The sequence below is a fragment of the Actinocorallia populi genome, assembly GCF_002995495.1.
GTDB classification, from domain to species: domain Bacteria; phylum Actinomycetota; class Actinomycetes; order Streptosporangiales; family Streptosporangiaceae; genus Actinocorallia; species Actinocorallia populi.
In genome coordinates this window covers 182,044-204,896 of the sequence record NZ_PVZV01000007.1, presented here as the reverse complement: position 1 = coordinate 204,896, position 22,853 = coordinate 182,044, and the positions used below count along the sequence as shown (strand labels likewise).

Annotated in this window: 18 protein-coding genes; 11 read left to right on the top strand and 7 right to left on the bottom strand. The window is 71.7% G+C overall.

The features are described 5' to 3' along the window. The first annotated feature begins 84 nt into the window (after window positions 1-84). The 4 genes from nirB to C2865_RS27675 are packed head-to-tail and all read left to right on the top strand — an operon-like array spanning window position 85 to window position 4,854. Window positions 85-2,604 carry a nitrite reductase large subunit NirB gene (gene nirB, locus C2865_RS27690; protein WP_106401526.1) on the top strand — a complete coding sequence of 840 codons (2,520 nt, stop codon included), beginning with the start codon at window positions 85-87 and terminating at the stop codon, window positions 2,602-2,604. After that, complete coding sequence (gene nirD, locus C2865_RS27685; protein WP_106401525.1) at window positions 2,601-2,939, top strand: nitrite reductase small subunit NirD; 339 nt, start codon at window positions 2,601-2,603, stop codon at window positions 2,937-2,939. The genes nirB and nirD overlap by 4 nt, the downstream gene beginning before the upstream one ends. 14 nt (window positions 2,940-2,953) lie before the next feature. Continuing rightward, complete coding sequence (locus C2865_RS27680; protein ID WP_198653654.1) at window positions 2,954-4,120, top strand: uroporphyrinogen-III synthase; 1,167 nt, start codon at window positions 2,954-2,956, stop codon at window positions 4,118-4,120. 47 nt (window positions 4,121-4,167) lie between these two features. Further along, a complete protein-coding gene (locus C2865_RS27675; protein ID WP_198653653.1) occupies window positions 4,168-4,854 on the top strand; it encodes a sirohydrochlorin chelatase in 687 nt (228 codons plus the stop codon). Window positions 4,855-4,860: 6 nt separating this feature from the next. Here C2865_RS27675 and C2865_RS27670 read toward each other — a convergent pair whose 3' ends face one another. From C2865_RS27670 to C2865_RS27660, 3 genes are all read right to left on the bottom strand, one after another. Then, on the bottom strand, window positions 4,861-5,325 hold the full coding sequence (locus tag C2865_RS27670) for an SRPBCC family protein (RefSeq protein ID WP_157963931.1): 465 nt from the start codon (window positions 5,323-5,325) through the stop codon (window positions 4,861-4,863). 154 nt (window positions 5,326-5,479) lie between these two features. Further along, the gene (locus C2865_RS27665; RefSeq protein WP_106401522.1) at window positions 5,480-6,895 is read right to left on the bottom strand and encodes an RNA polymerase sigma factor; all 1,416 of its coding nucleotides are present in this window, start codon (window positions 6,893-6,895) and stop codon (window positions 5,480-5,482) included. A gap of 295 nt (window positions 6,896-7,190) precedes the next feature. After that, window positions 7,191-8,336 carry an AMP-binding protein gene (locus C2865_RS27660; protein ID WP_106401521.1) on the bottom strand — a complete coding sequence of 382 codons (1,146 nt, stop codon included), beginning with the start codon at window positions 8,334-8,336 and terminating at the stop codon, window positions 7,191-7,193. A gap of 58 nt (window positions 8,337-8,394) precedes the next feature. Here C2865_RS27660 and C2865_RS27655 point away from each other — a divergent pair, with 58 nt between their 5' ends. The 3 genes from C2865_RS27655 to menD are packed head-to-tail and all read left to right on the top strand — an operon-like array spanning window position 8,395 to window position 11,875. Continuing rightward, window positions 8,395-9,294 carry a 1,4-dihydroxy-2-naphthoyl-CoA synthase gene (locus tag C2865_RS27655; RefSeq protein WP_106401520.1) on the top strand — a complete coding sequence of 300 codons (900 nt, stop codon included), beginning with the start codon at window positions 8,395-8,397 and terminating at the stop codon, window positions 9,292-9,294. Further along, window positions 9,294-10,211: an o-succinylbenzoate synthase gene (locus tag C2865_RS27650; protein WP_106401519.1), complete on the top strand. Its 918-nt coding sequence runs from the start codon at window positions 9,294-9,296 to the stop codon at window positions 10,209-10,211. Before C2865_RS27655 ends, C2865_RS27650 begins: the two co-directional genes overlap by 1 nt. Further along, the gene (gene menD / locus C2865_RS27645; protein WP_106401518.1) at window positions 10,208-11,875 is read left to right on the top strand and encodes a 2-succinyl-5-enolpyruvyl-6-hydroxy-3-cyclohexene-1-carboxylic-acid synthase; all 1,668 of its coding nucleotides are present in this window, start codon (window positions 10,208-10,210) and stop codon (window positions 11,873-11,875) included. Before C2865_RS27650 ends, menD begins: the two co-directional genes overlap by 4 nt. A 67-nt stretch (window positions 11,876-11,942) precedes the next feature. Here menD and C2865_RS27640 read toward each other — a convergent pair whose 3' ends face one another. Beyond that, a complete protein-coding gene (locus tag C2865_RS27640; RefSeq protein WP_157963930.1) occupies window positions 11,943-13,166 on the bottom strand; it encodes a phosphodiester glycosidase family protein in 1,224 nt (407 codons plus the stop codon). A 174-nt stretch (window positions 13,167-13,340) separates the two neighbouring features. Between C2865_RS27640 and C2865_RS27635 the strand changes: the two genes are divergently transcribed. Beyond that, window positions 13,341-14,747: an amidase gene (locus tag C2865_RS27635; RefSeq protein ID WP_106401516.1), complete on the top strand. Its 1,407-nt coding sequence runs from the start codon at window positions 13,341-13,343 to the stop codon at window positions 14,745-14,747. A 28-nt stretch (window positions 14,748-14,775) separates the two neighbouring features. Here the strand turns inward: C2865_RS27635 and C2865_RS27630 are convergent, their stop codons facing one another. Continuing rightward, window positions 14,776-16,413, bottom strand: coding sequence for a serine/threonine-protein kinase (locus C2865_RS27630; RefSeq protein ID WP_106401515.1), 1,638 nt, complete (start codon window positions 16,411-16,413; stop codon window positions 14,776-14,778). Window positions 16,414-16,544: 131 nt separating this feature from the next. Between C2865_RS27630 and C2865_RS27625 the strand changes: the two genes are divergently transcribed. Beyond that, window positions 16,545-17,429, top strand: coding sequence for an aminoglycoside phosphotransferase family protein (locus C2865_RS27625; RefSeq protein WP_106401848.1), 885 nt, complete (start codon window positions 16,545-16,547; stop codon window positions 17,427-17,429). Window positions 17,430-17,540: 111 nt separating this feature from the next. On the opposite strand, the gene C2865_RS27620 is transcribed toward C2865_RS27625, so the two are convergent. Together C2865_RS27620 and uxaC are read right to left on the bottom strand one after the other, a co-directional pair. Continuing rightward, the gene (locus C2865_RS27620; protein WP_106401514.1) at window positions 17,541-18,905 is read right to left on the bottom strand and encodes a mannitol dehydrogenase family protein; all 1,365 of its coding nucleotides are present in this window, start codon (window positions 18,903-18,905) and stop codon (window positions 17,541-17,543) included. Continuing rightward, window positions 18,902-20,308, bottom strand: a complete 1,407-nt coding sequence (gene uxaC, locus C2865_RS27615; protein WP_106401513.1) for a glucuronate isomerase — start codon at window positions 20,306-20,308, stop codon at window positions 18,902-18,904. Before uxaC ends, C2865_RS27620 begins: the two co-directional genes overlap by 4 nt. 101 nt (window positions 20,309-20,409) lie before the next feature. On the opposite strand from uxaC, the gene C2865_RS27610 reads away from it, so the two are divergent. Then, window positions 20,410-21,636, top strand: a complete 1,227-nt coding sequence (locus C2865_RS27610; RefSeq protein WP_106401512.1) for a lactate racemase domain-containing protein — start codon at window positions 20,410-20,412, stop codon at window positions 21,634-21,636. Further along, entirely contained in the window at window positions 21,633-22,850 is a 1,218-nt protein-coding gene (larC, locus tag C2865_RS27605) for a nickel pincer cofactor biosynthesis protein LarC (RefSeq protein ID WP_198653652.1), read from the top strand. The genes C2865_RS27610 and larC overlap by 4 nt, the downstream gene beginning before the upstream one ends. Window positions 22,851-22,853 lie beyond the last annotated feature (3 nt).

The window sequence follows — 22,853 nt, the reverse complement described above, 5'->3', positions numbered from 1 at the left end:
GCCGCGTCTCGACGTGAGCGTGTTTTAACACAGGGGTGACAATGGGGACGCCGACGCGAAACGCGTTCTTCCGAATATCTGTTCATGGCAGTTGGAGGAGAGGCAACCCCGGAGAACCTGGTGGTGGTGGGCCACGGCCCGGCCGCGCACCGGCTGGTCGAGGCCCTGCGCGAGCGTGACACCGCAGGGGCATGGAAGGTCACGGTCGTGGGCGAGGAGCCGCGCACCGCCTACGACAGGGTCGCGCTGACCACGCACCTGGAGGGCGCGGAGCTGGCCTACCCCCCGCACGGCGACGAGGTCACGGTGATCACCGGCGAGCGGGTCACCGCGATCGACCGCGAGGGGCGCACGGTCACCACCTCGGGCGGGCGGGTCCTCGGCTACGACGCCCTGGTGCTGGCCACCGGCTCGGCCCCGTTCGTCCCTCCGGTCGAGGGCAGGGACCTGCCCGGCGTCTTCGTCTACCGCACCATCGACGACCTGGACGCCATCCGCGACTACGCCGCGGGCCGCTCCAGCGGCGCGGTGATCGGCGGCGGCCTGCTCGGCCTGGAGGCCGCCCGCGCCGTCCAGGGCCTGGGCCTGGCCAGCAGCGTCGTGGAGGTGGCGCCCTGGCTGATGCCGCGCCAGCTCGACGAGGGCGGCGGCGCCATGCTGCGCCGCCACATCGAGGCCCTGGACATGGCCGTGCACGCCGGCACCCCGATGACCCGCCTGGAGGCGGGCGGGGACGGCGCGGTCGCCAGGGTCGTGCTGCAGGACGGCTCGGAGATCGACGCGCAGGTCGTGGTGTTCTCCGCCGGCATCCGCCCGCGCGACGAGCTGGCCCGGGAGAGCGGCCTGAAGGTCGGCGAGCGCGGCGGGATCGTCGTCGACGCCGCCTGCCGCACCGAGGACCCCGACGTCTACGCCATCGGCGAGTGCGCGCTGATCGGCGGCATGGTCTACGGCCTGGTCGGCCCCTGCTTCAGCATGGCCGAGGTGGTCGTCGACCACCTGCTCGACGGCGACAGCTCCGCCTCCTTCGAGGGCGCCGACCTGTCGACCAAGCTCAAGCTGATGGGCGTGGACGTCGCCAGCTTCGGCGATCCCTTCGCCGACACCGCCGGCGCCCTGGGCGTCACCTACACCGACCCGGTCGCCGGGGTCTACAAGAGGCTCCTGGTCAGCGACGACGCCCGGACACTGCTCGGGGGTGTCCTGGTCGGCGACGCCGAGTCCTACTCCACGCTGCGCGCCTACGTCGGCGGCAGCCTGCCCGGCGCGCCCGAGCAGATGCTCTTCGGCGGCACCGAGGCCGCGGGCGGCGACCTGCCCGGCACCACGGTGATCTGCTCGTGCAACAACGTGACGGCCGAGAAGATCCGCTGCGACATCGCCGAGCACGAGCTGCGCGACGTCCCCGCGGTCAAGAGCTGCACCCGCGCGGGCACCAGCTGCGGCAGCTGCGTCCCGCTGGTCAAGAAGCTGCTGGACGCCGAGCTGGCCGCCGCCGGCATCGAGGTCAGCAAGGCCATCTGCGAGCACTTCGAGTACTCCAGGGCCGAGCTGTTCGACATCATCCGGGTCCGTCAGATCACCACCTTCAGCCGGCTCATCGCCGAGCACGGCACCGGGCGCGGCTGCGACATCTGCAAGCCCACGGTCGCCTCCATCCTGGCCAGCCTGGGCAACGGCCACGTCCTCAAGGGCGAGCAGGCCGCGCTGCAGGACACCAACGACCACTTCCTGGCCAACATGCAGAAGAACGGCACCTACTCGGTGGTGCCGCGCATCCCCGGCGGGGAGATCACCCCGGAGCGGCTCATCGTGATCGGCGAGGTGGCCCGCGACTACGGCCTCTACACCAAGATCACCGGTGGGCAGCGCATCGACCTGTTCGGGGCGCGGGTCGAGCAGCTCCCGCAGATCTGGAAGCGCCTGGTCGACGCGGGATTCGAGTCCGGCCACGCCTACGGCAAGTCGCTGCGGACGGTGAAGTCCTGCGTCGGCTCCACCTGGTGCCGCTACGGCGTCCAGGACTCCGTCGGCATGGCGATCAGGCTGGAGCTGCGCTACCGCGGCCTGCGCGCCCCGCACAAGCTCAAGTCCGCCGTCTCCGGCTGCGCCCGCGAGTGCGCCGAGGCCCAGTCCAAGGACTTCGGCATCATCGCCACCGAGAAGGGCTGGAACCTCTACCTGGCGGGCAACGGCGGCATGCGGCCGCGCCACGCCGACCTGTTCGCCACCGACCTGACCGACGAGCAGCTGCTCACCTGCATCGACCGGTTCCTGATGTTCTACATCCGCACCGCCGACCGGCTGCAGCGCACGTCCGTGTGGATGGAGTCGCTCGAGGGCGGCCTGGACTACCTGCGCGAGGTCATCGTCGACGACCGGCTGGGCATCTGCGCCGAGCTGGACGCCGCGATGGCCCGGCACGTGGCGAGCTACTCCGACGAGTGGGACGACGCCCTCAACGACCCCGAGGTGCTGCGCCGGTTCGTCTCCTTCGTCAACGCGCCCGAGACCCCCGACCCGAGCATCTCGTTCGAGGTCGAGCGTGACCAGATCAAGCCGGTCCTGGTGGCCGGCACCAGCCTGGAGGTGATCAGCAAGTGACCGTTACCGCCGTCGCTACCTGGGTGGACGTCTGCTCCTACACCGAGCTCCTGCCCGAAAGGGGTGCCTGCGCGCTGGTGGAAGGCCGGCAGGTCGCCGTCTTCCGCACCTACGACGGCGAGCTGTACGCGTTGTCCAACCTCGACCCCTTCAGCAACGCGTACGTGCTCTCGCGGGGCATCCTCGGCAGCCGCAACGGGGTGCCGACGGTGGCGTCCCCGATGTACAAGCAGGTCTTCGACCTCACGACGGGCCTGTGCCTGGACGATCCGGCCACGTCCGTCCCCACCTATTCCATCAGGCTCAACGGCGACCGTGTGGAAGTGATGACGTGACGATTCAGGCGGGTGTGCTGAACAACAGTGAGCCCCTTTCGGGGTTCGCCGTCGGGGTGACAGCGGCCCGCCGGCACGAGGAGCTGGCAGCCCTGCTCGAAAGGCGGGGCGCCCGCGTCGTGCACGCCCCGGCGATCCGGCTGGTGCCGCTCCAGGACGACGCCGAACTGCTGCACGCCACCGAGGAGTGCCTGAACCGCCCGCTGGACTACGTCGTCGTCACCACCGGGATCGGCTTCCGCGCCTGGCTGGAGACCGCCGACGGGTGGGGCCTGCGGGACGCGCTCGTCGGGCGGCTGGGCGGTGTCAGGATCATGGCGCGCGGCCCCAAGGCCCGCGGCGCGGTCCGGTCGGCGGGCCTGCAGGAGGAGTGGTCGCCGGAGTCCGAGAGCTGCGAGGAGGTGCTCAAGCACCTCCTGGAATGCGGCCTGGAGGGCACCCGCATCGCCGTGCAGCTGTACGGCGAGCCGCTTCCGGAGTTCACCGACGCGCTGCGCGAGCGCGGCGCGGAGGTGATCGAGGTACCGGTGTACCGCTGGTCCAGGACCGACGACCCCACCCCGCTGCGCCGCCTGGTCGGCCAGGCCGTCGCGGGGACGGTCGACGCGATCGCCTTCACCAGCTCCCCGGCGGTGAACGCCACCCTGGCGGTGGCCGCCGAGGACGGGCTGGAGGGCGCGCTGATCGAGGCGCTGCGCACCCACGTGGTGGCGGCGTGCGTGGGGCCGGTCACGGCCAACGTGCTCACCGAGCGCGGGGTGCCGACGGTCCAGCCGGAGCGCGCCCGCATCGGCGCGCTGGTGCGCGCGCTGGTGGAGAACCTCCCGATCCGCCGCTCCCGCAGGCTGCACGTGCGCGGCCACTCCCTGGAGCTGCGCGGCCACGCGGTCGTGCTGGACGGCCAGCTCAAGCCGATCGCGCCGGCCCCCATGGCGATCCTGCGGGCGCTGGCGCACCGCCCCGGCCACGTGGTCTCGCGCGCAGAGCTGTGCGGGGTGCTGCCCTCCCGGGTGGTGGCCGCGGGCTCGGCCTGGGCGGTCCGCGACAACGGGCGCCCGCAGGCCGACGAGCACGCGGTGGAGATGGCCGTGGCGCGGCTGCGCCGGGGGCTGGGGCGGACGGGGATCGTCGAGACGGTCGTCAAGCGCGGATACCGGCTGGCCTGCGACCCGGTCCGCTAGGGCGGGCGGCGGTCGGGGCGGTCGGAGGACATCGGGGAGGTAGGGCGTTGTCGATTCTGCTCGCAGTGGCGCACGGGACCCGTGATCCCGCGGGTGCCGGAGTCGTCGGGGAGCTGCTGGCACTGGTCCGGGCGGCGCGTCCGGAGCTGACGGTGGGGGAGGCCTACGCCGAGATCGCCGCCCCGTCGGTGAGCGAGGCGGCGCGGGCGCTGGGATACAGGCCGCTGGTGGTGGTGCCGCTGCTGCTGGGCCGCGGCTACCACGTCCATGTGGACATCCCCGAACAGCTGGCCGAGGCGGGCGCGGACGCCGTGGTCTCGCGCCCCCTCGGCCCCCACCGGGAGCTGACGGGCGTGCTGCTGGACCGGCTCGGCGACGCGACGGCGGCCGACGCGGTGGTGCTGGGCGCCGCCGGTTCCACCGACCCGCGGGGCCTGGCCGACGTGCGGGCCGCCGCCCGGCTGCTGGGCAGGGCGCTGGGCCGTCCGGTGCCCTACGGGTTCGCGGGCGGTCCGGGCCCGGCGCTGCCGGACGTGGTGGACCAGGCCAGGCGCGGCGGGGCGCGGAGCGTGGCGGTGGCGTCCTACCTGCTGGCGCCGGGGTTCTTCCAGCGGCGCCTCGAGGCGGCCGGAGCGGACTTCACCGCGGCCCCGCTGGGCGTGCACCAGGGCCTGGCGCGGCTGATCCTGCGCCGGTACGACGAGGTGGGCCTGCGGGCCCGCGAGGTGGCCTGAGGGCGTTCATCCGGCGGCCTCCAGGCCTCGGGGCCGGCCGTCGGCCGCGAGCAGGTCCAGGGCGGCCAGGGCGGCTCTGGTCTGGCTGCGCGCCTCGGCGCCGGCGACCCGCACGAGCACGCCTCCGGCGCGCCCGCCGGACACCTCGTAGCGGCAGGTCATCAGGGTGCCGCCTCCTTCCGGTTCGAGCCGGAAGGAGGCGCGCAGCCGCGCGCGGGCGGTGAGCCGGGTCTCCAGGACGGCCAGGCGCGCCGGCAGCACCTCCTCGAACGTCCAGTGGAGCTCGCCGGTCATGCCCAGGACGGTGACGCACTGGACGAAGGCGTCGCCGGCCCGGGGCGGCGTCTCGGGCGGCTCGGGGAAGGAGTCGTGGACCGCCAGCCACTCGTGGTAGCGGTCGAACCGCTGCAGGAGGCGCCACAACCTCTCCGGCGGCGCGGTGAGTTCGGCGGAGACGGTGAGGATCGCCATCGGCACTCCGGGATGTGGGGATGACCCCCTCATGCCCGGTGACGGCGGCCCTCATGCGTCGGGCCGGACGACCGCAGCGAAGCGAGGATCGGCCGGCCCGTTCTCGGGGGTCTGGGGGTCGTCCCCCAGGCGGGTGGCAGGCGACCGGAGCGACTCAGACCGCGAAGTCCAGCAGCGGCTGGGCGTTGCTGGGGTGGCGCAGCTTGGACAGCGACTCCTTCTCCAGCTGGCGGATGCGCTCGCGGGTGAGGCCGAGGTGCTTGCCGATCTCGTCCAGCGTGCGCGGGGTGCCGTCGTAGAGCCCGAACCGCATCGCCATGATCTTGGCCTCGCGGGGCGAGAGCACCGCCAGGGCCCGGCGCAGCTGGTCGGCCATGAGCTGGCGGTCGACCAGCTCGGAGGCCTCGGGGCTGTCGGTGTCCTCGATGAGGTCGCCGATGCGGGTCTCGCCGTCCTCGCCGATGGTGGAGTCCAGGCTGATCGGCTGGCGGCTGGTGCGCAGCAGCTCGCGGACCTGCTCGGGGCTCTTGCCCATCTCGACGGCGATCTCCTCCGGGGTGGGCTCGCGGCCCAGCCGCTGGTGCATGTCGCGTTCGATGCGGCTGAGCTTGCTCAGCAGCTCCAGGACGTGGACGGGCAGGCGGATGGTGCGGGCGGAGTCGGCGAAGCCGCGCTGGATGGCCTGGCGGATCCACCACATGGCGTAGGTGGAGAACTTGTAGCCCTTGGTGTAGTCGAACTTCTCCACCGCGCGGATCAGGCCGAGGTTGCCCTCCTGGACCACGTCCAGCAGGGACAGGCCGCGGTCGGAGTACTTCTTGGCGACCGAGACGACCAGCCGCAGGTTGGCCTCGAGCATGTGGGCCTTGGCGCGGTTGCCGTCCTCGGCCAGCCACTCCAGCTCGTCGCGCAGGCGGGCGGGCAGGTCCTGCTCGGTCTCCAGCTTGTGCTCGGCGTACAGGCCGGCCTCGATGCGCTTGGACAGGTCGACCTCCTGCTCGGCGGTGAGCAGCTGGCGGCGGCCGATGGCCTTGAGGTAGGTGTGGACCGAGTCGCCCATCACCGAGCTGTTGTCGTCGAGGTCGCGGGTGCCGACCTCCTCGACCTCCTCCTCCTCGGCGGCGGGGTCGAAGCCGGTGTCGTCGTCGTCCAGGGAGGTCTTGTCGGGCGCGGTCTGCACGGCGGTCGCCTTGGCGGGCGGCCCGGCGTCCCCGCCCTGGGCGGCGGTGGCGCGCGTCCCGGCCCGCCGGGCGGGGGCGTCGGCGGCGCCGGCGGTGCCGGCCTTGCCCGCCGCCTTCTTCGCGGTGGCCGCGGTGGTCTTCTTGGCGGGGGTCCTGCGCTGCTTGAGGGCGGTTCCAGAGGTCTGGACGGTGTCGGCCAGGCTGACGCCGTCCTCGGAGAGCTGCTTGAGCAGGGACCGTCCCTGGGCGGGGGTGATCCCGGCCTCCTCGAACGCCTCGCGGACCTCGGCGAGGGAGAGGCTGCCACGGGAACGGCCCAGCGCCAGCAGGTCGTCGAGGTGCTTGCCGTCCTGCTCGACGGGCGAGTTCACTGAGGGCTTGCGGGGCATGGGGACCGGCCCTCCCTTCTGAAGACTGGCAGGTGAGCCATGCTGAGCCATTTTGGTGCGCACTATCCGAAACGGAGGGGCATGTCCAGAATGTTCCCGAGCGGCAGAACTCTTGGCCACCGATCTACGGTGTGAACTGGGGAGATGTGCCGCCCGCCCGTGCGCCGCAGGCCGGCGGCGGTGCGGGGTTTCGGATGCGGTCGAGCCGGTTCCTGACGGCTTCTGACATCTCAAGAGACGCGTGAGGGCCCCGGGGGGTTCACCCCGTCCACGGCGTTCTGGCTCACATCTTGACTTACTTTGTAAAGGCGCCGGGCGTCGCGGGCGCCCGCAACGCCTCCCGGTCGGGCTTGCCCGAAGGCAGCAGCGGCAGCGCGTCGCGCAGCTCCAGCTCCCGCGGCGCGGCGGGAGCAGGCAGTTCGGCGCGCACCCACTTGCGCACCTCCTCCAGGCTCAGCGGCGTCTCCGCGACGACGACGGCCGTCACGCGCTGGCCCCACTCGGGGTCGTCGCGCCCCACGACCACCACGTCCCGGACGGCCGGATGGCGCGAGATCACCGCGGCGACCTCCCCGGCGACGACCTTCTCGCCGCCGGTGTTGATGACGTCGTCGGCCCGCCCCCGCACGCGCAGCCGCCCGTCCTCGTCGAAGGCGCCCAGGTCGCCGGTGGTGAACCACTCGCCGTCGCGGGGCGCCTCCCCCCGGTAGCCGGAGAAGAGGACGGGGCCCGCCAGCCGGATCCGGCCGTCCCCGGCCAGGGAGACGCGCACCCCCTCCAGGGGCACGCCGTCGTAGACGCAGCCGCCGCTGGTCTCGCTCATCCCGTACGTGGTGAAGATCCGCGCCCCCGTGGCCAGGGCGCGTTCCAGCAGCGCCGCCGGAGCCGCCGCGCCGCCCAGCAGGATCGAGGCGTACCGGGTGAGATCGGCTCCGGCGTCCAGCAGCCTCGCGAGCTGGGTGGGCACGAGGGAGACGTGCACCCGTCCCGCGGCGGCCACCGCGGCGAGGTCGAAGCCGGGGTGGACCACCGGATCGGTCCCGGCCAGCAGCGCCCGCACCAGCACCTGGATCCCGGCGATGTGGCTGGTCGGCAGGCAGCACAACCACGGCGCGCCGTGCCCGCCCACCCGCTCGAGGGTGGCGCGGGCCGAGGCCAGCAGCGCCTCGGCCCGCAACTCCACGATCTTGGGGGTCCCGGTGGACCCGGAGGTGGCGATCAGCACCGCGGCGCCGGTGGGGGACCCGCCGGGCAGCGGACGCAGGCCCCCGGCGTCCAGCAGGGCGGCGGGCCGCGCGGCCTTCAGAAGCCGCTCCAGCGCGGCGGGCGGCAGGCCGGGGGACAGGGGCAGGAGAGCGGGGCCCGAGCCGTCCAGGGCGGCGGAGAGCGCCTCCAGCAGGCGGGGTCCGGGCGGCAGGACGGCGGCGTGAACGGGTCTCATGGCCCGATCAGGCTACCGGTGGCCGAAGAGGGGCCGCGGAAGCGATTGAATAGAGCGCATGGTCTCCCAGCTTTTCGACGCGAACCGGTGGAAGGAAGTCGAAGGTTTCGACTTCACCGACATCACCTACCACCGGGCAGTGGACCAGGGCACGGTCCGCATCGCCTTCAACCGCCCCGAGGTGCTCAACGCCTTCCGCCCGCACACGGTGGACGAGCTGTACCGGGCCCTGGACCACGCCCGCCTGACCGGCGACGTCGGCGTCATCCTGCTCACCGGCAACGGCCCGTCGCCCAAGGACGGCAAGTGGTCCTTCTGCTCCGGAGGCGACCAGCGCATCCGCGGCAAGGACGGCTACAGGTACTCCGAGACCGAGACGGCCGAGGGCATCGACCCGGCGCGGGCGGGCCGGCTGCACATCCTGGAGGTGCAGCGGCTGATCCGGTTCATGGGCAAGATCGTCATCTGCGTGGTGCCGGGCTGGGCCGCGGGCGGCGGGCACAGCCTGCACGTGGTCTCGGACCTGACGCTGGCCTCGCGCGAGGAGGCGCGGTTCAAGCAGACCGACGCGGACGTGGCCAGCTTCGACGGCGGGTTCGGCTCGGCGTACCTGGCCCGCCAGGTCGGCCAGAAGTTCGCGCGGGAGATCTTCTTCCTGGGCGAGACGTACTCGGCCGAGGACGCCCACCGCATGGGCATGGTCAACGCGGTCGTGCCGCACGAGGAGCTGGAGAACGTCGCGCTGGAGTGGGCGGCGAAGATCAACGGCAAGTCGCCGACGGCGCAGCGGATGCTGAAGTTCTCCTTCAACCTCATCGACGACGGGCTGGTGGGCCAGCAGGTGTTCGCAGGCGAGGCCACGCGGCTGGCCTACGGCACCGCCGAGGCGGCCGAGGGCCGTGACCAGTTCCTGGAGAAGCGCGACCCCGACTGGTCGCCCTACCCCTGGTACAGCTGATGCGGGCCTTCTCCATCCCGATGCGCACCCGGTTCCGGGGGCTGACGCGCCGGGACGGCGCGCTCGTCCGCGGCCCGGCGGGGTGGGGGGAGTTCTCGCCGTTCGCCGAGTACGGGCCGGCCGAGGCGGCGCGCTGGCTGGCCGCGGCCCGCGAGGCGGCGTTCGAGGGCTGGCCCGCCCCGCTGCGCGACCGCATCCCGGTGAACGTGACGGTCCCCGCGGTGGGGCCGGAGCAGGCGCACCGGATCGTGCGGGAGGGCGGCTGCCGGACGGCGAAGGTGAAGGTCGCCGAACGCGGCCAGAGCGACGCCGACGACCTGGCGCGGGTCGAGGCCGTCCGCGACGCCATCGGCCCCGAGGGCAGGGTGCGCATCGACGTGAACGGCGGCTGGGACGTCGACTGCGCGGTGCGGATGGTCCGGCTGCTGGACCGCTTCGGCCTGGAGTACGTCGAGCAGCCGTGCGCGACGGTGGAGGAGCTGGCGCGGGTGCGCCGGCGCGTGGAGGTCCCGGTGGCGGCGGACGAGTCGATCCGCTGTGCCGAGGACCCGTACAAGGTCCGCGACGCCGAGGCCGCCGACGTCGCGGTGCTGAAGGTGCAGCCGCTGGGCGGGGTGCGTCCGGCGTTGCGGATCGCCGAGGAGATCGGGCTGCCGGTCGTGGTGTCCAGCGCGGTGGAGACCTCGGTGGGGCTGGCCGCGGGGCTGGCGCTGGCCGCCGTGCTGCCGGACCTGCCGTACGCGTGCGGGCTGGCGACGCTGCAGCTGCTGGAGGGCGACGTGGTGTCCGATCCCCTTCTGGTGGAGGACGGGTGCATCGCGGTGCGCCGCCCCGAAGTGAAGGAAGAGGAGCTGGCGCGCTTCGAGGTGGATCCCGGAGCGTGGCGTCGGCGAGCTGAAGAAGCGGGGAGCGCATGAATCCAGCGACCGCGCTGGCGACGGTGCTGGTGGACGAACTGCTGTGCGCGGGGATGGCGGAGGCCGTGCTGGCGCCGGGGTCGAGGTCGGCTCCGCTGGCGCTGGCGCTGGAGGCCGCGGACCGGGCCGGGCGGGTCCGGCTGCACGTGCGCGTGGACGAGCGGTCGGCGTCGTTCCTGGCGCTGGGCCTGGCCAAGCGCACGGGTCGGCCGGTGGCGCTGGTGTGCACGTCGGGGACGGCGGCGGCGAACTTCCACCCGGCGGTGATCGAGGCGTCGGAGACGGGGACGCCGCTGCTGGTGCTGACCGCCGACCGGCCGCCGGAGCTGCGGGGGACGGGCGCCAACCAGACCATCGACCAGGTGAAGCTGTACGGCTCGGCGGTGCGCTGGACGTGCGAGGTGGGCGCGCCGGAGGAGCGGCCGGGGATGGTCGCCTACTGGCGGTCGATGGCCAGCCGCGCGTACGCGGTGGCGATGATGCCCGACCCGGGTCCGGTGCACCTGAACGTGGCGTTCCGCGAGCCGCTCATCCCGGGCGGGGACGAGTCGTGGTGCGAGCCGCTGGACTCCGGCGCCGGGAGCGGGCCGTGGACGAAGGTGCGGTCGGGGATGCCGGGGGCGGTCCTGCGGGTCCCGGCGACGCGGCGCGGTGTGCTGGTGGTGGGCGACGGGGCGGCGAACGTCAAGCGGTACGTGGCGGCGGCGTCGATGGCCGGCTGGCCGGTGCTGTCCGAGCCGATCGGCAACGGCCGCTACGGCGACAACGCGATGTCGTCGTACCACTTCCTGCTGGGGGTGCAGGAGTTCGTGGAGCAGCACCGCCCCGAGGTGGTGGTGACGCTCGGCAAGCCGGGGCTGTCCAAGCCGCTGCTGTCGCTGCTGCGGCGCGCGCAGGAGCACATCGTGGTGAGCCCGTCGCTGGCGCGCTGGCCCGATCCGGTGCGGTCGGCCACGCAGGTCGCCCAGGAGGTGGAGATCCCGGTCGTGTCGGGGGACGACGGGTGGCTGAAGTCGTGGAAGGCGGCCGACCAGGCGGCGGCCGCGGCGGTGGACAAGGTGCTGGACGAGGGCGACGAGGTGACCGAGCCCCGGCTGGCCCGCGACCTGGCGGCGTCGATCCCGGGCGGTTCGCTGCTGTTCGCGTCGGCGTCGATGCCGGTGCGGGACCTGGACCAGACGATGCGTCCGCGCCGCGGCCTGCGGATCCTGGCCAACCGGGGCGCGTCGGGCATCGACGGGCTGGTGTCGACCGCGATGGGCACGGCGCTGGCGCACAGCGGCCGCTCGTACGCGCTGCTGGGCGACCTGGCGTTCCTGCACGACCAGAACGGGCTGGTGATGGGTCCGGCGGAGCCCGTCCCGGACCTGGCGCTGGTGGTGGTCAACAACGACGGCGGTGGCATCTTCTCGCTGCTGCCGCAGGCGTCGCTGCGGGGTTCGTTCGAGCGGATCTTCGGCACCTCCCACCAGGTGGAGCTGGCGCACATCGCGGCGGCCCACGGGATCCCCTACAAGCGGCTGGAGAAGGCCTCCGGGCTGTCCCGCGCGGTGGCGGGCGAGGGCCTGCGGATCGTGGAGGCGCGCACGGACCGCGAGGTGAACGCGGCTCTGCACGTCCGGATGCGGCAGGCGGCGCACGACGCGGTCAAGACCATGCTGTAGGCGTCGCGCCGGAGCCCTTCCTTCCTCGCCCTCCCTTGCTTTACTGCGTAAAGGCGCGGGCTTGTCGTCAGGAACGGGCGAAGATGCCCAGACCGTTGGCCACGGGACGCTCCCGGCCGTCGGAGGGGACGTTGCGGACGGTCACGGTGGGTCGGCCGGGGAGCCGTGTGACGAGTTCGGAGGAGCCTCCGCTGTCGAGGGCGGCGGCGTCGGAGGCTCCGAGGGCGGCCATGAGGTCGGCGAGACCCGACATGGTGAGGCCGCCGCTGCTCTCCGACCGGCCGTCGACGACCACCAGGAGGACATCGTGCCCACCGGGGCCGGTACCGACGGCGGTGTGCGGGGCGCGGACCTCGTCGTCCAGGGCCGTCGCCTTCCGGCCGTCGCGCAGGATCGGGTAGGCGCCGACGGCCTCGGCGAACGGCGGTTCGGCGCCGGTGAGCCGGTAGGCCAGGCGGGCGGGACCGCCGGCCGTCAGCGTCCGCAGGGTGCGGGCGCCCCGTTCCCGTCCGACGAGCTCGGTGGTGCCGGGCGGGATCGCGTCGTCGGTGAGCGGTTCGGGCCCGCGGGTGACACGGCCGCCGGAGATCCATACCCGGGCGGTGTCGGCGGCGCAGGGGGCCTTGCGGCGGGTGTCGCTGCCGCAGGTGGCGCGGACCCGGGATGCGGCGCCCCACAGGGAGGTGAAGATCCCGATCCCGTTCTCGGGAAGCGCGTACTGGTTGAGTCCGTCGACGGCGTGGCGCGACCGGCCGGTGGTGAGGACCGCGTCCAGGCGCAGCCGTCCCAGCCGGGCGACGCCGTCCAGGCCGATGCCGAACACGTCGCGGGCGGAGCCGCCGGGCGGCAGTGAGGGACCGAACCGCTGCCGGTCGGGCACCGCCGCCTTGCGCGGCCGTCCGCCGGCGACCTCGGGCCCGCCGGCCGAACCGGTCTCCACCACGCCCGGGTGCTCGGACCTGATGTCGAAGAAGTCGCCGTTGACCCCCGCGACCGCCGCCCGGCCGTTCACCATCGCGCTCACGGTGGTCCGGGCGGCCACGGGCCCGGGGTGCAGCAGCCCCACCGACACCCCCGGTGCCCGCAGGTCGGCCCGCACCTCGTGGCCCGCCACCGGCTTCGACCCGTCGACCAGGTGGAAGGCCCGGTAGACCACTCCCGGCGCGAGCCGCACCACCGGGCCGCCCCGGTCCGGCCGGGACGCGACCGCACCGGCGGAGCACATCACGACGACGCAGCAGGCCGCGGTGGAACAGGCCACCGCCCGAACCCGGTCACCGATGGAGAGCATCGTGTCACTTTAGGTGCGGCATGGCGCGCCGTGCGGTTCCCCGGCCGTATGCCGGCCGATCCGTGATGGACAAGTCCCGTGTTGTGATCTTTGGCCCTGTATGCTCCGCACGGTCCACCTTGCGTAGACGACCGCCCGGGACGAGCCGGAGTTCAGCGGAGGCACGGAAAACTCATGAGCACCGTTCATTCCTTCACCGACGACGCGCTCGGCGACCTGGACGCGGTGGGGTTGGCAGAGCGGATCCGGTCGGGAGAGGCAAGCCGCGCGGAGGTCGTCGAGGCGGCGATCGCCCGGGTGGAGAGGGTCGACGGACGGCTCAACGCGGTGCAGGCGGAGTGTTTCGAGAAGGCCAGGCGGGATGTGCTCCACGGGCGGCCCGGGGCGTTCTCGGGTGTGCCGTCGTTCGTGAAGGACAACACCGATGTCGTCGGGCTGCCGACGTGCCATGGGTCGGCGGCGTTCGATCCGCGTCCGGCGAAGCGCAACGGTCCGCCCGCGGACCAGTTCCTCTCGCAAGGGTTCGTGCTGCTGGGCAAGTCGACGCTGCCGGAGTTCGGGTTGACGGCCAGTACCGAATACGTGGATCGTCCTCCGACGCGAAACCCGTGGAACACCGCGTACTCGGCGGGCGCCTCTTCGGGCGGTGCGGGGGCGTTGGTGGCCTCGGGAGCAGTGCCGATCGCGCACGGGAACGACGGCGGAGGGTCGATCCGGATTCCGGCCGCGGTGAACGGACTGGTGGGGTTGAAGACGACGCGCTGCCGCCTGCTGGACCCGCCGGGGGCGCGCGGCCTGCCGGTGAATCTGGGGTCGGAGGGGGTGCTGAGCCGGACGGTCCGCGACACGGCGCGCTACTTGGCGGCCGCTGAGAAGTTCCGGCCGAACAGGAGGCTGCGTCCGGTCGGGCTGGTGGAGGGCCCGGCGGAGCGGCGGTTGCGGATCGGTGTCGTCCGGTATGACGTGCTGGGCCGTCCGGTGCACCGGGAGACCGGCGCGGTGCTGGATTCGGCGGTGGAGACGCTGGCGGCGCTCGGCCATGAGGTCCGCGAGGTGCGTTTGGACCTCGACGCGCGGTTCGTGGAGGACTTCAAGCTGTACTGGGCGTTGTTCGCGATCCTGCTGTCGGTTTCATACAAGGCCGGACACGGGCGTTCCTTCCGTCCCCGTGACCTGGATCCTTTCACCAAGGGACTGGCGGGCCTGGTGAGGCGGAGCCCGCTGGAGATCGTGCCGGCGGTGCGGAGGCTGCGAGGGGCGACCGCGCTCTACGACGCGCATTTCACCGATGTGGACGTGCTGATGAGCCCGGTGTTGTCGCATCCGGCGCCGCTGCTGGGGGAGCTGGCCCCCGACCGGCCGTTCGAGGAGACCTTCGCCAAGCTCGTCGATTACGTGGGTTTCACCCCGATCAACAACGTCGGCGGAGGCCCGGGAATCTCCGTGCCGCACGGTCTCTTCTCCAACGGCATGCCGGGTTCGGTCCAGCTCTCGGCCGCGCGCGGCGGCGAGCGCACGCTGCTGGAACTGGCGTACGAGCTGGAGGAGGCCTGCCCGTTCCCGCGGATCCACTCGTCATGACACGGCCCGCCGAGGTCCGGCCGCGGGTTCAGCCGCAGCGGACCCAGCCGGTGGATTCCCGTCCGTGGGGGCCGCCGCCCGCAATGCGCACACAGACGCCGGGCGCCAGGATGCTGGCCGTGGCGTAATACCGGTAGGAGCCGCGTTCCGCCTTGATAAGGCCGTCGGACTGGCGGGCGATCTCCACCCAGATAGGCGTGTACGTTCCGACGTCGGCGGTCTTGATGACCGTCACGCAGTTGAGCCGGCTCGTCCTGCTGTAGAGCAGGTGGAGGGTGCCGCCGGGGAACGTGCGCGACTCCTGGAGGTGGAAACCGTCGCCTTCTTGCTCGTTGCAGGCGTGGACGGCGTCGTAGGGCGGCGTGGTGTGGGCGGGCGCGGGTGCGGGCGCGGCGGGTGCCGGGTCGTTCGCGGGAGGTCGCGGTTCGGTGGAGGGCGGGGGCCCGGGTTCCTCTGTGGCCGGGGGAACGTCGTTCTTGGGTGCGTCTTGTTCCGGCTGTTCTTCCTTCTCCGGCTTGTGATCGGTGGGCTGCGGGGAGCCGGTGCGCGGGGGGCCGGTCGGTGCGGGAGCCCGGGAAACGCTTCGGGTGGGACTCTGCGTAGGACTCTGCGTGGGGTTCGGCGGCGGGGCGGAGGCGGCCGGTGGCGGCGTGGACGGGGTGTTCACGGCTGCGTTGGTGTTGCCGTGGCTCGGATCGGTACGAGGGAGGATCCAGGCGGCGGCCGTGCCCAGCACCACGACGGCCGCGGTGGCGAGGACCGCGGCGGCGGCCGGGTTCGCGGAGGGCCGCCGCGGCCGGTCCCTCCGGGTGGGCGGTGCGGGATCGGGTTCGGTGGCGGGCGCGGCGGCGCGGGCCGGGAGGGGCGGGACCTCTTCGCCCAGGAGCAGGGCGTGGGCTCGCGCGGCGTCCGGGCGTGCCGCCGGATCGTGGTCCAGGCAGGCCTCGACGACGTCGCGCAGCGGCTGGGGGAGGGACGAGGTGTCGGGGCGGACGTGGAGGATGCGGTGCACCGTGGCGCCGACCTCGGAAGCGGCGAACGGGGAGGTGCCCGTGGCGGAGAACAGCAGGCATGACGCCCAGGAGAACAGGTCCGAGGCGGGGGTCAGTGTCCGTTCGTTGAGCTGTTCGGGGGACATGTAGGGCAGCGTCCCGACCCGGCCGCCGGAGGTACCGGCGTCCAGGGCGCGGGCGATGCCGAAATCGACGACCCTCGGCCCGTCGGGGCCCATGATGATGTTCGCTGGTTTGAAGTCCCGGTGCACGAACCCGGCACGGTGGATCGCGGCCAGAGCGGTGAGCGTGCTGACCGCCAGCCGTTCCAGGGCTCCGCCGGTGCGCGGCCCGTCCTGCAGTACCAGTTCCTGGAGCGAGGGCCCGGGGACGTACTCGCTGACGATGTAGGGGCAGCGGCCCTGGACGTCGGCGTCGAGCACCTGGGCCGTGCAGAACCGCGCGACCTTCTTGGCGGCCTCGAGCTCACGGACGAACCGCCGCCGCGCCCGGGCATCCTGGGCGTACCGCTCGTGCATGAGTTTGATCGCGACGCGCCGTCCTGCGAGCGTGCCCAGGTAGACGGCGCCCTGGGAGCCCTCGCCGAGGACGCCGAGCAGCGTGTACGGGCCGATCGAGGTCGGATCGGCGGGATGCAGCGGCCGGGACGTCACCGTGAGAGCTCCTGCCCTGAGCGCTTGGGTCGACGAGCCACACTCTAGAGCAGCGGGTGAGAATTTCGGATCTTTCGTTGCATCTGTGGAAGGAGGGGTTTGCCGCCCTCGGACCGGTCAGGGTGAAGGCCATGGAAATCTTCGAGGGGCTCGTGCCCGCTGAAGCCAGGGAGCGGCTCTCCGTCCGGTTCGGTCCCGGCGTACTCGCCTGGTGCGAGGCTCTTCCCGTACTGGTGGGGGAGTTCGCCGCTCGCTGGGGTCTGGAGCTTTCGGGGGCCGATGGCGGCGGGACGTCGCGGGTGTTCCGGTGCCGGCGGGAGGACGGTTCGCAGGTGTGGTTGAAGCTCACGCCGGATCCCGTGATCGCGCGTGAGGAGGCCGAGGCGCTGCGGTCGTGGGCGGGCAGCCCGTCGGTGGTCTCCCTGCTGGAAGGGGACCTGGAGGCGGGGGTGCTGCTGCTGGGCGGGGTGGAGCCGGGTGTGCCGGCTCTGCGGTCGTCCTGGAGCGTGCCGCAGGCCGCCGCGCTCCTGCGCGGGTTGCGGGATGCGTCGCCGCTGCGGGGGGAGGGCTCGGTGCTGCGACCGCTGGAGGAGAGGGTCCGTTTCCTCTTCGACCTGGCGGGGCGCGGGCCGGCCGCGTCGCTGGGCGGTGCGCTGGAGCGGGGCCGGGCGGCGGCCTTGGAGCTGGCCTCCGGCGGGCACGCCGCCCTGGTGCACGGGGACCTGCATCCGGGCAACGTGCTGTGGGGGCCCGGGGGACGGCTGGTGGCGATCGATCCCCGTCCCGCTTGGGGGGACCCGGATTTCGACGCGGTGGACTGGGCGCTCGAAGGCGTCCGCGACGGGGAGGAACTGGAGCGCCGGGCGGCGGAGCTGGCGTCGCTGGTGCCCGGGTCGTCGCCGGAGCGGGTGCTGGGGTGGTGCGGGGCGCTGGCCGTCCTGTTGGCGGCCTCCCGGTTGCGGGCGGGCCTGCACGGGCCGGAGACCCGCTTCTTGGTGGAGCTGGCCTCCCGGTGATCCAGAAGAACCTTACTGCGTAAAGGCCCCGGGTGGATGAACCCCACAGACCCGACAACAAATGGACTGAAGACTCATCAAAGAAGCGGTGTCGGCGTCCAGGTCCGGAGGTCACGCTGTTCGTGCGGCCTCTGATGCCCGTGCGGTGATCGCATCGGTCAGGGCGGTGTCCTCGCCCAGCCGCGGGTCGAGTGCGGTGAGCACGGTGCGGGCGGCGTCGCGCAGGGGGCCGGCGGCGGGTGGGGCGGCGGTGTCGTGTACGGGTGCGCCGTGTCCGCGCAGGTGCAGCAGCCAGGATGCCAGGATTCGAGTAGCGCCTGGTGGCAGGGTGCCCTTCTCGCGTTCGGCGCGGAGCACCGGTAGGAGCCGGACGGGCAGTTTCTGTGTTCCGTCCTGGGCGATCTTGGCGAGGGTGTGGCGGATTCCCGGGTTGGCGAAGCGTTGCAGCAGGGATGTCCGGTAGGCGGCTGTTTCGTGCTGGGGGGAGTTCAGGTGGCGGGAGGCCTCGTCCCACCATTGTTGCAGCCAGGTGCGGCATACGGGGTCGGCGACGGCTTCGGCGACGGTGGTGTGTCCGCGGAGCGGTCCGGCGTAGGCGAGGAGGGAGTGGCCTCCGTTGAGCAGCCATAGTTTGCGTTGCGCGTAGGGGCCGGTGTCGGTGGTGAAGCGGGCGCCGGCTTCTTCCCAGCGGGGTCTTCCCGCGGGGAATTCGCCGCTGAGTATCCATTCGGTGAAGGGTTCGGTGATGACTGGTGCGGTGTCGGTTCGTCCGGTGGCGGCCGTTGTGGTCTTGGCGTCTTGTTCGGTGGGTGAGGGTGTGATCCGGTCGACCACGGTGGTGATGTAGGAGGCGTGTTCGGCCGCGGTGCGCAGTGTTCTGGTTCCTGTGGCTTCGGCGAGTTCGCGTATTGCGCGGGCGGTTGTTCTTCCGTTGTCGGGCAGGTTGTCGCAGGGCACGATGGCGATTGGTCCGTATCCGGCTTTGTGTCGTGCTGCGAGTCCGGTCAGGAGTCGTCCTGCCACGGTGATGGCCGGGGCGGACGGGTTCGTCGCCAGTGTTGCGATATCGGTTCGTACGTCTTTGTGGGCGAGGTCGAGGCCGCCTTCGGGGAGGGTGGTGTAGGCGGCTTCGGTGACGGTGAGGGTGACTGCGGCGAGTTCCGGGCGTCGCCAGTGTTCCAGCCATGCGGTGTGGTCGGTTGCGGTGTGTACGGCGCTGAGTGCGCTGATCACTTCGTGGCGGTCTCCGTTCTGTGTTCGGGTGACCAGGGTGTAGAGGTTGTCTTGGGCGGCGAGCCTGTCGGCCAGTTCTCGGCTGCGGCCGCTGAAGGCGGTGATGCCCCAGGCGGCGGCGTCGGGGGCGTGTTCGGTGTACCAGGCTTGGTGGGCGCGGAAGAATCCGCCGAGGCCCAGGTGCAGGAGGCGGGTGGGGGCTGCGGGGCGTCCGTCTGTGGTGCGGTTCAGGGGTCGGGTCATAGTTTGAAGGCCTTTTTGGGGTTGGTGGTGACCAGTTCCATGGCGGTTTCCAGTGCTTCTTCTTCGTTCAGTCGGTGTTCGGTGACGAGTTCGGCGAGGTATCCGCAGTCCAGTCGTCGGGACATGTCGTGGCGGGCGGGGATGGAGCAGAAGGCGCGTGTGTCGTCGATGAATCCGGAGGTGCGGGAGAAGCCGGCGGTTTCGGTGACGGCTCGTCGGTAGCGGCGGATGGCGTCGGGTGCGTCGAGGAACCACCAGGGGGCGCCTGCGTAGACCGAGGGGTAGAACCCGGCGAGTGGTGCGATTTCGCGGGAGAAGGTGGTTTCGTCCAGGGTGAAGAGGACGATGTGGAAGCCTTCTGCTGTTCCGTAGCGTTCGAGGAGGGGGCGCAGGGCATCGGTGAACTCGGCGCGGAGCGGGATGTCGTGGCCGGTGTCGGGTCCGAACCGGTGCAGGGTCGGGGTGTGGTGGCCGCGGCGTACTGCGGGGTGGAGGGTCATCACCAGGCCGTCTTCGCATGACATGCGTGCCATTTCCAGCAGCATGTGGCGGCGGAACGCGGTGGTCTCGGCTTCGGTGGCCTTTCCGGCGAGGGCGGAGCGGTAGATGCGGGAGGCTTCGGAGTGCGGTAGCGGGTCGGTGCGCAGGTCGGTGTGGCTGTGGTCGGCGGAGGTCGCTCCGTGTGCCGCGAAGTACCGGCGGCGTTCTTCCAGGGCGCGGGTGTAGCCGTCGTAGTGGGTGGTGTCGTGGCCGGTGGTCTCGCCGAGTCGGGTGATCAGTGTGGTCCAGCCGTTCTGGCCGGGTTCGAGGTAGGGGTCGGGTCGGAAGGTCGGGATCACGCGTGCCGTCCAGGTGGGGTCGTCGGCCAGTGCGCGGTGGGCGGTCAGGTCGTCGCAGGGGTCGTCGGTGGTGGCCAGTACCTCGATGTTGAACCGGTGGAAGAGTGCTCTGGGCCGGTAGGCGGGGTCGGTCAGGCGGGTGGCGATCTGGTCGTGGACGCGGTCGGCGGATCGGGCGGTGAGGGGTTCGGTGATGTCGAAGATCTCGCTGAGTTCGGTTTCCATCCAGGAGCGGACGGGTGTGCCGCGGAAGATGTGCCAGTGTTCGCACAGTCGTCGCCACACTTGCCGGGCTTGGGGTTCGGGCAGGGGGCCTTGTCCGACGCCGAGTTCTTCCAGGGGGATTCCGGTGGCGTGCAGGAGTCGGGTGACGTAGTGGTCGGGGGTGACCAGCAGGCTCGCCGGGTCGCTGAACGGGGTGTCGTCCGCCAGTAGTCGTGCGTCGACGTGGCCATGGGGGGAGATGATCGGCAGGTCGCGGACGGCCTCGTAGAGGCGGCGGGCGACCGGGCGTGTGTTCGGGTCGGCCGGGAGGAGCCTGTCGGGGTGGGGGTAGGGCGGCATGTGACGCATCGTGATCGTTGCGGGGCGGCGGCGGCAAACGGTTGCCATGTGTTGCCGTGCGGGTTTGCGCGGGGGAGTGCGGTCGTGGTCGGCTGCCGGGCATGGTCCAGTGCATCGGAGAAGCCGGAACGGTCCTGGCCGAAGACCGGGTTCGGGAGTTCGTCGCGGCCCGGTTGGCGGCTGAGGATCTCGATGGGCGCAGTGTCTGTCTGGTGGTTCCCGACGCGACGCGTTCCTGTCCGCTGCCGTTGTTGCTTCGGGCGGTGCACGGTGCGTTGTACGGCCGGGTGAGCCGGATGACCGTGTTGGTGGCGCTGGGTACTCATGCCCCCATGAGTGAGGCCGAGTTGGCGGCGCATGTTCCGGCGCTGCCCGGTATGACGGTGCTCAATCATGCTTGGTGGGAGCCTTCGACCTTTGTTTCGCTCGGCACGATCAGTGCCGGGCGGGTGGCGGAGTTGTCCGGGGGGTTGTTGTGCCGTGAGGTGGATGTGCGGCTCAACCGGGCGGTCGTGGAGCATGATGTGGCGTTGGTGGTCGGGCCGGTGTTCCCGCATGAGGTGGTGGGGTTCTCCGGTGGCAACAAGTATTTCTTTCCCGGGGTGGCGGGGGCCGAGATCATCGATCTGTCGCATTGGCTCGGGGCGCTGATCAGCAGTGTGGAGATCATCGGTGCTCGGGGTGTCACGCCGGTGCGGGCGTTGATCGATGAGGCCGCTTCTTTGGTTCCGGGCCGGAGGTCGGCGTTGTGCGTCGTGGTGAAGTCGGGTTCGGATGATCTGCATGCGGTGGCGTATGGGGCTCCGGAGGAGGCGTGGGCGGCGGCGGCCGAGGTTTCCGCCGCTGCTCATGTGCGTTATCTGGATGCGCCGGTCAAGCGGGTGGTGTCGCTGGTTCCGGAGAAGTACGGGGACATGTGGACGGCGGCGAAGGGTTTTTACAAGTTGGAGCCGGTCGTCGCCGACGGGGGTGAGGTGATCTTGTATGCGCCGCACGTCACGCGGGTCTCCGAGATGCATCCGGAGATCGAGGAGGTCGGTTATCACTGCCGTGACTACTTCACGGCTCAGTGGGAGCGTTTCGAGCATCTGCACTGGGGCGTCCTGGCGCATTCCACTCATCTGCGCGGTGCGGGCACCTATGATCCCGAGCGTGGTGAGCGTTGCCGGGTGAAGGTCACTTTGGCCACCGGCATCCCTGAGGATGTGGTTCGCCGGGTGAATCTGGACCATCTCGATCCGGCTTCTGTCGATCTCGATGCCTTGGCCGCCGATCCGGACACTCTCGTCGTGCCGCAGGCGGGCGAGGTCCTCTACCGGTTGCGATGATGCGCAGCGCCTGGATCGATGCTTCGGGTGGTGTGGCGGGGGACATGCTTCTGGCTGCGCTTGTGGATGCCGGGGCTTCGCTGGAGGCGGTGCGTGCCGCTGTGGGGGACGTCATTCCCGGTGAGGTGCGGATCGTGCCGGAGCAGGTGACCCGTGCCGGGCTTCGCGCATTGCGTGTTCGGGTGGTTCCTGCGGATGGTGGTCATCCGCATCGCGCTTGGTCGGGTTTGCGTGTTCTCCTCGCCGGTGCGGGTCTTCCCGAGCCGGTCCGTGACCGTTCGTTGGCGGTCTTCGCCCGGCTCGCCGAGGCGGAGGCCCGTGTTCATGGTGTGCTGGTCGAGGATGTGCATTTCCACGAGGTGGGGGCTTGGGATTCCATTGCCGACGTCGTCGGGGTCTGTTCCGCTCTTCATGATCTGGCGGTCGAGGACGTGTCGGCGGGTCCTGTCGCTCTCGGGTCGGGCGGGGTGGCCGCCGCCCATGGGCTGCTGCCCGTCCCGGTTCCCGCCGTCGCCGAGCTGGCCGCCGGCCGGCTGGTTCTGGCGGGGGGTGAGGGTGAGCTGGCCACTCCGACGGGCATGGCGCTGCTGTCCGTTCTGGCGCGTGAGCAGCCGGGGCTGCCTTCGATGCGGTTGGAGCGGACGGGGGTCGGCGCGGGTGGCCGGGACACGCCCGGCAGGCCCAACGTCGTGCGGGTGTTCCTGGGTGAGTCTGTCGCGGAGCCGGTGGTGGAGGCTTTCGTGTTCGAGACCAACGTCGATGATCTCGATCCGCGGGTCTGGCCGGACGTGCTGGCCTGTCTTCTGCGGGAGGGCGCGCTCGACGCGTGGCTGGTTCCGATCCTGATGAAGAAGGGCCGTCCCGCGCACACGCTGTGCGTGCTGGTTCCGCCTTCCCGTGCTGATGCGTTGCGGGACGCGGTGTTTCGTCTGACGAGCACTCTGGGGATGCGTGAGCGGCCCGTTCGCCGTACGGTGCTGGATCGCGGTTGGAGCGATGTGGAGGTCTTGGGCGCGTGTCTTCCCATCAAGGTCGGTCATCGTGACGGTGTGATCGTTCAGGCGACTGCGGAGTACGAGCCCGCCGCGCGGCTCGCCGAGGTGCGTGGTCTGCCTTTGCGTGCCGTTCTGGATGCGGCGGGTGTCGCCGCGCATGCCGCGGGTCTGCTTCCGGGTGCGCCCGTGCCCCGCCTCGTCTCCGTGCTTTCCGTCTGAAGG

Excerpts from the sequence above, each read along its gene's own strand:
- C2865_RS27670 (WP_157963931.1), bottom strand. The coding sequence starts at position 5,325 with ATGGCGATCCTCACCGTCTCCGCCGAACTCACCGCGCCGCCGGAGAGG.
- nirB (WP_106401526.1), top strand. The coding sequence starts at position 85 with ATGGCAGTTGGAGGAGAGGCAACCCCGGAGAACCTGGTGGTGGTGGGC.
- C2865_RS27610 (WP_106401512.1), top strand. The coding sequence starts at position 20,410 with ATGGTCCAGTGCATCGGAGAAGCCGGAACGGTCCTGGCCGAAGACCGG.
- C2865_RS27635 (WP_106401516.1), top strand. The coding sequence starts at position 13,341 with ATGAGCACCGTTCATTCCTTCACCGACGACGCGCTCGGCGACCTGGAC.
- C2865_RS27625 (WP_106401848.1), top strand. The coding sequence starts at position 16,545 with ATGGAAATCTTCGAGGGGCTCGTGCCCGCTGAAGCCAGGGAGCGGCTC.
- menD (WP_106401518.1), top strand. The coding sequence starts at position 10,208 with ATGAATCCAGCGACCGCGCTGGCGACGGTGCTGGTGGACGAACTGCTG.
- C2865_RS27655 (WP_106401520.1), top strand. The coding sequence starts at position 8,395 with ATGGTCTCCCAGCTTTTCGACGCGAACCGGTGGAAGGAAGTCGAAGGT.
- larC (WP_198653652.1), top strand. The coding sequence starts at position 21,633 with ATGATGCGCAGCGCCTGGATCGATGCTTCGGGTGGTGTGGCGGGGGAC.
- C2865_RS27620 (WP_106401514.1), bottom strand. The coding sequence starts at position 18,905 with ATGACCCGACCCCTGAACCGCACCACAGACGGACGCCCCGCAGCCCCC.
- C2865_RS27650 (WP_106401519.1), top strand. The coding sequence starts at position 9,294 with ATGCGGGCCTTCTCCATCCCGATGCGCACCCGGTTCCGGGGGCTGACG.
- uxaC (WP_106401513.1), bottom strand. The coding sequence starts at position 20,308 with ATGCCGCCCTACCCCCACCCCGACAGGCTCCTCCCGGCCGACCCGAAC.
- C2865_RS27665 (WP_106401522.1), bottom strand. The coding sequence starts at position 6,895 with ATGCCCCGCAAGCCCTCAGTGAACTCGCCCGTCGAGCAGGACGGCAAG.
- C2865_RS27660 (WP_106401521.1), bottom strand. The coding sequence starts at position 8,336 with ATGAGACCCGTTCACGCCGCCGTCCTGCCGCCCGGACCCCGCCTGCTG.
- C2865_RS27640 (WP_157963930.1), bottom strand. The coding sequence starts at position 13,166 with ATGCTCTCCATCGGTGACCGGGTTCGGGCGGTGGCCTGTTCCACCGCG.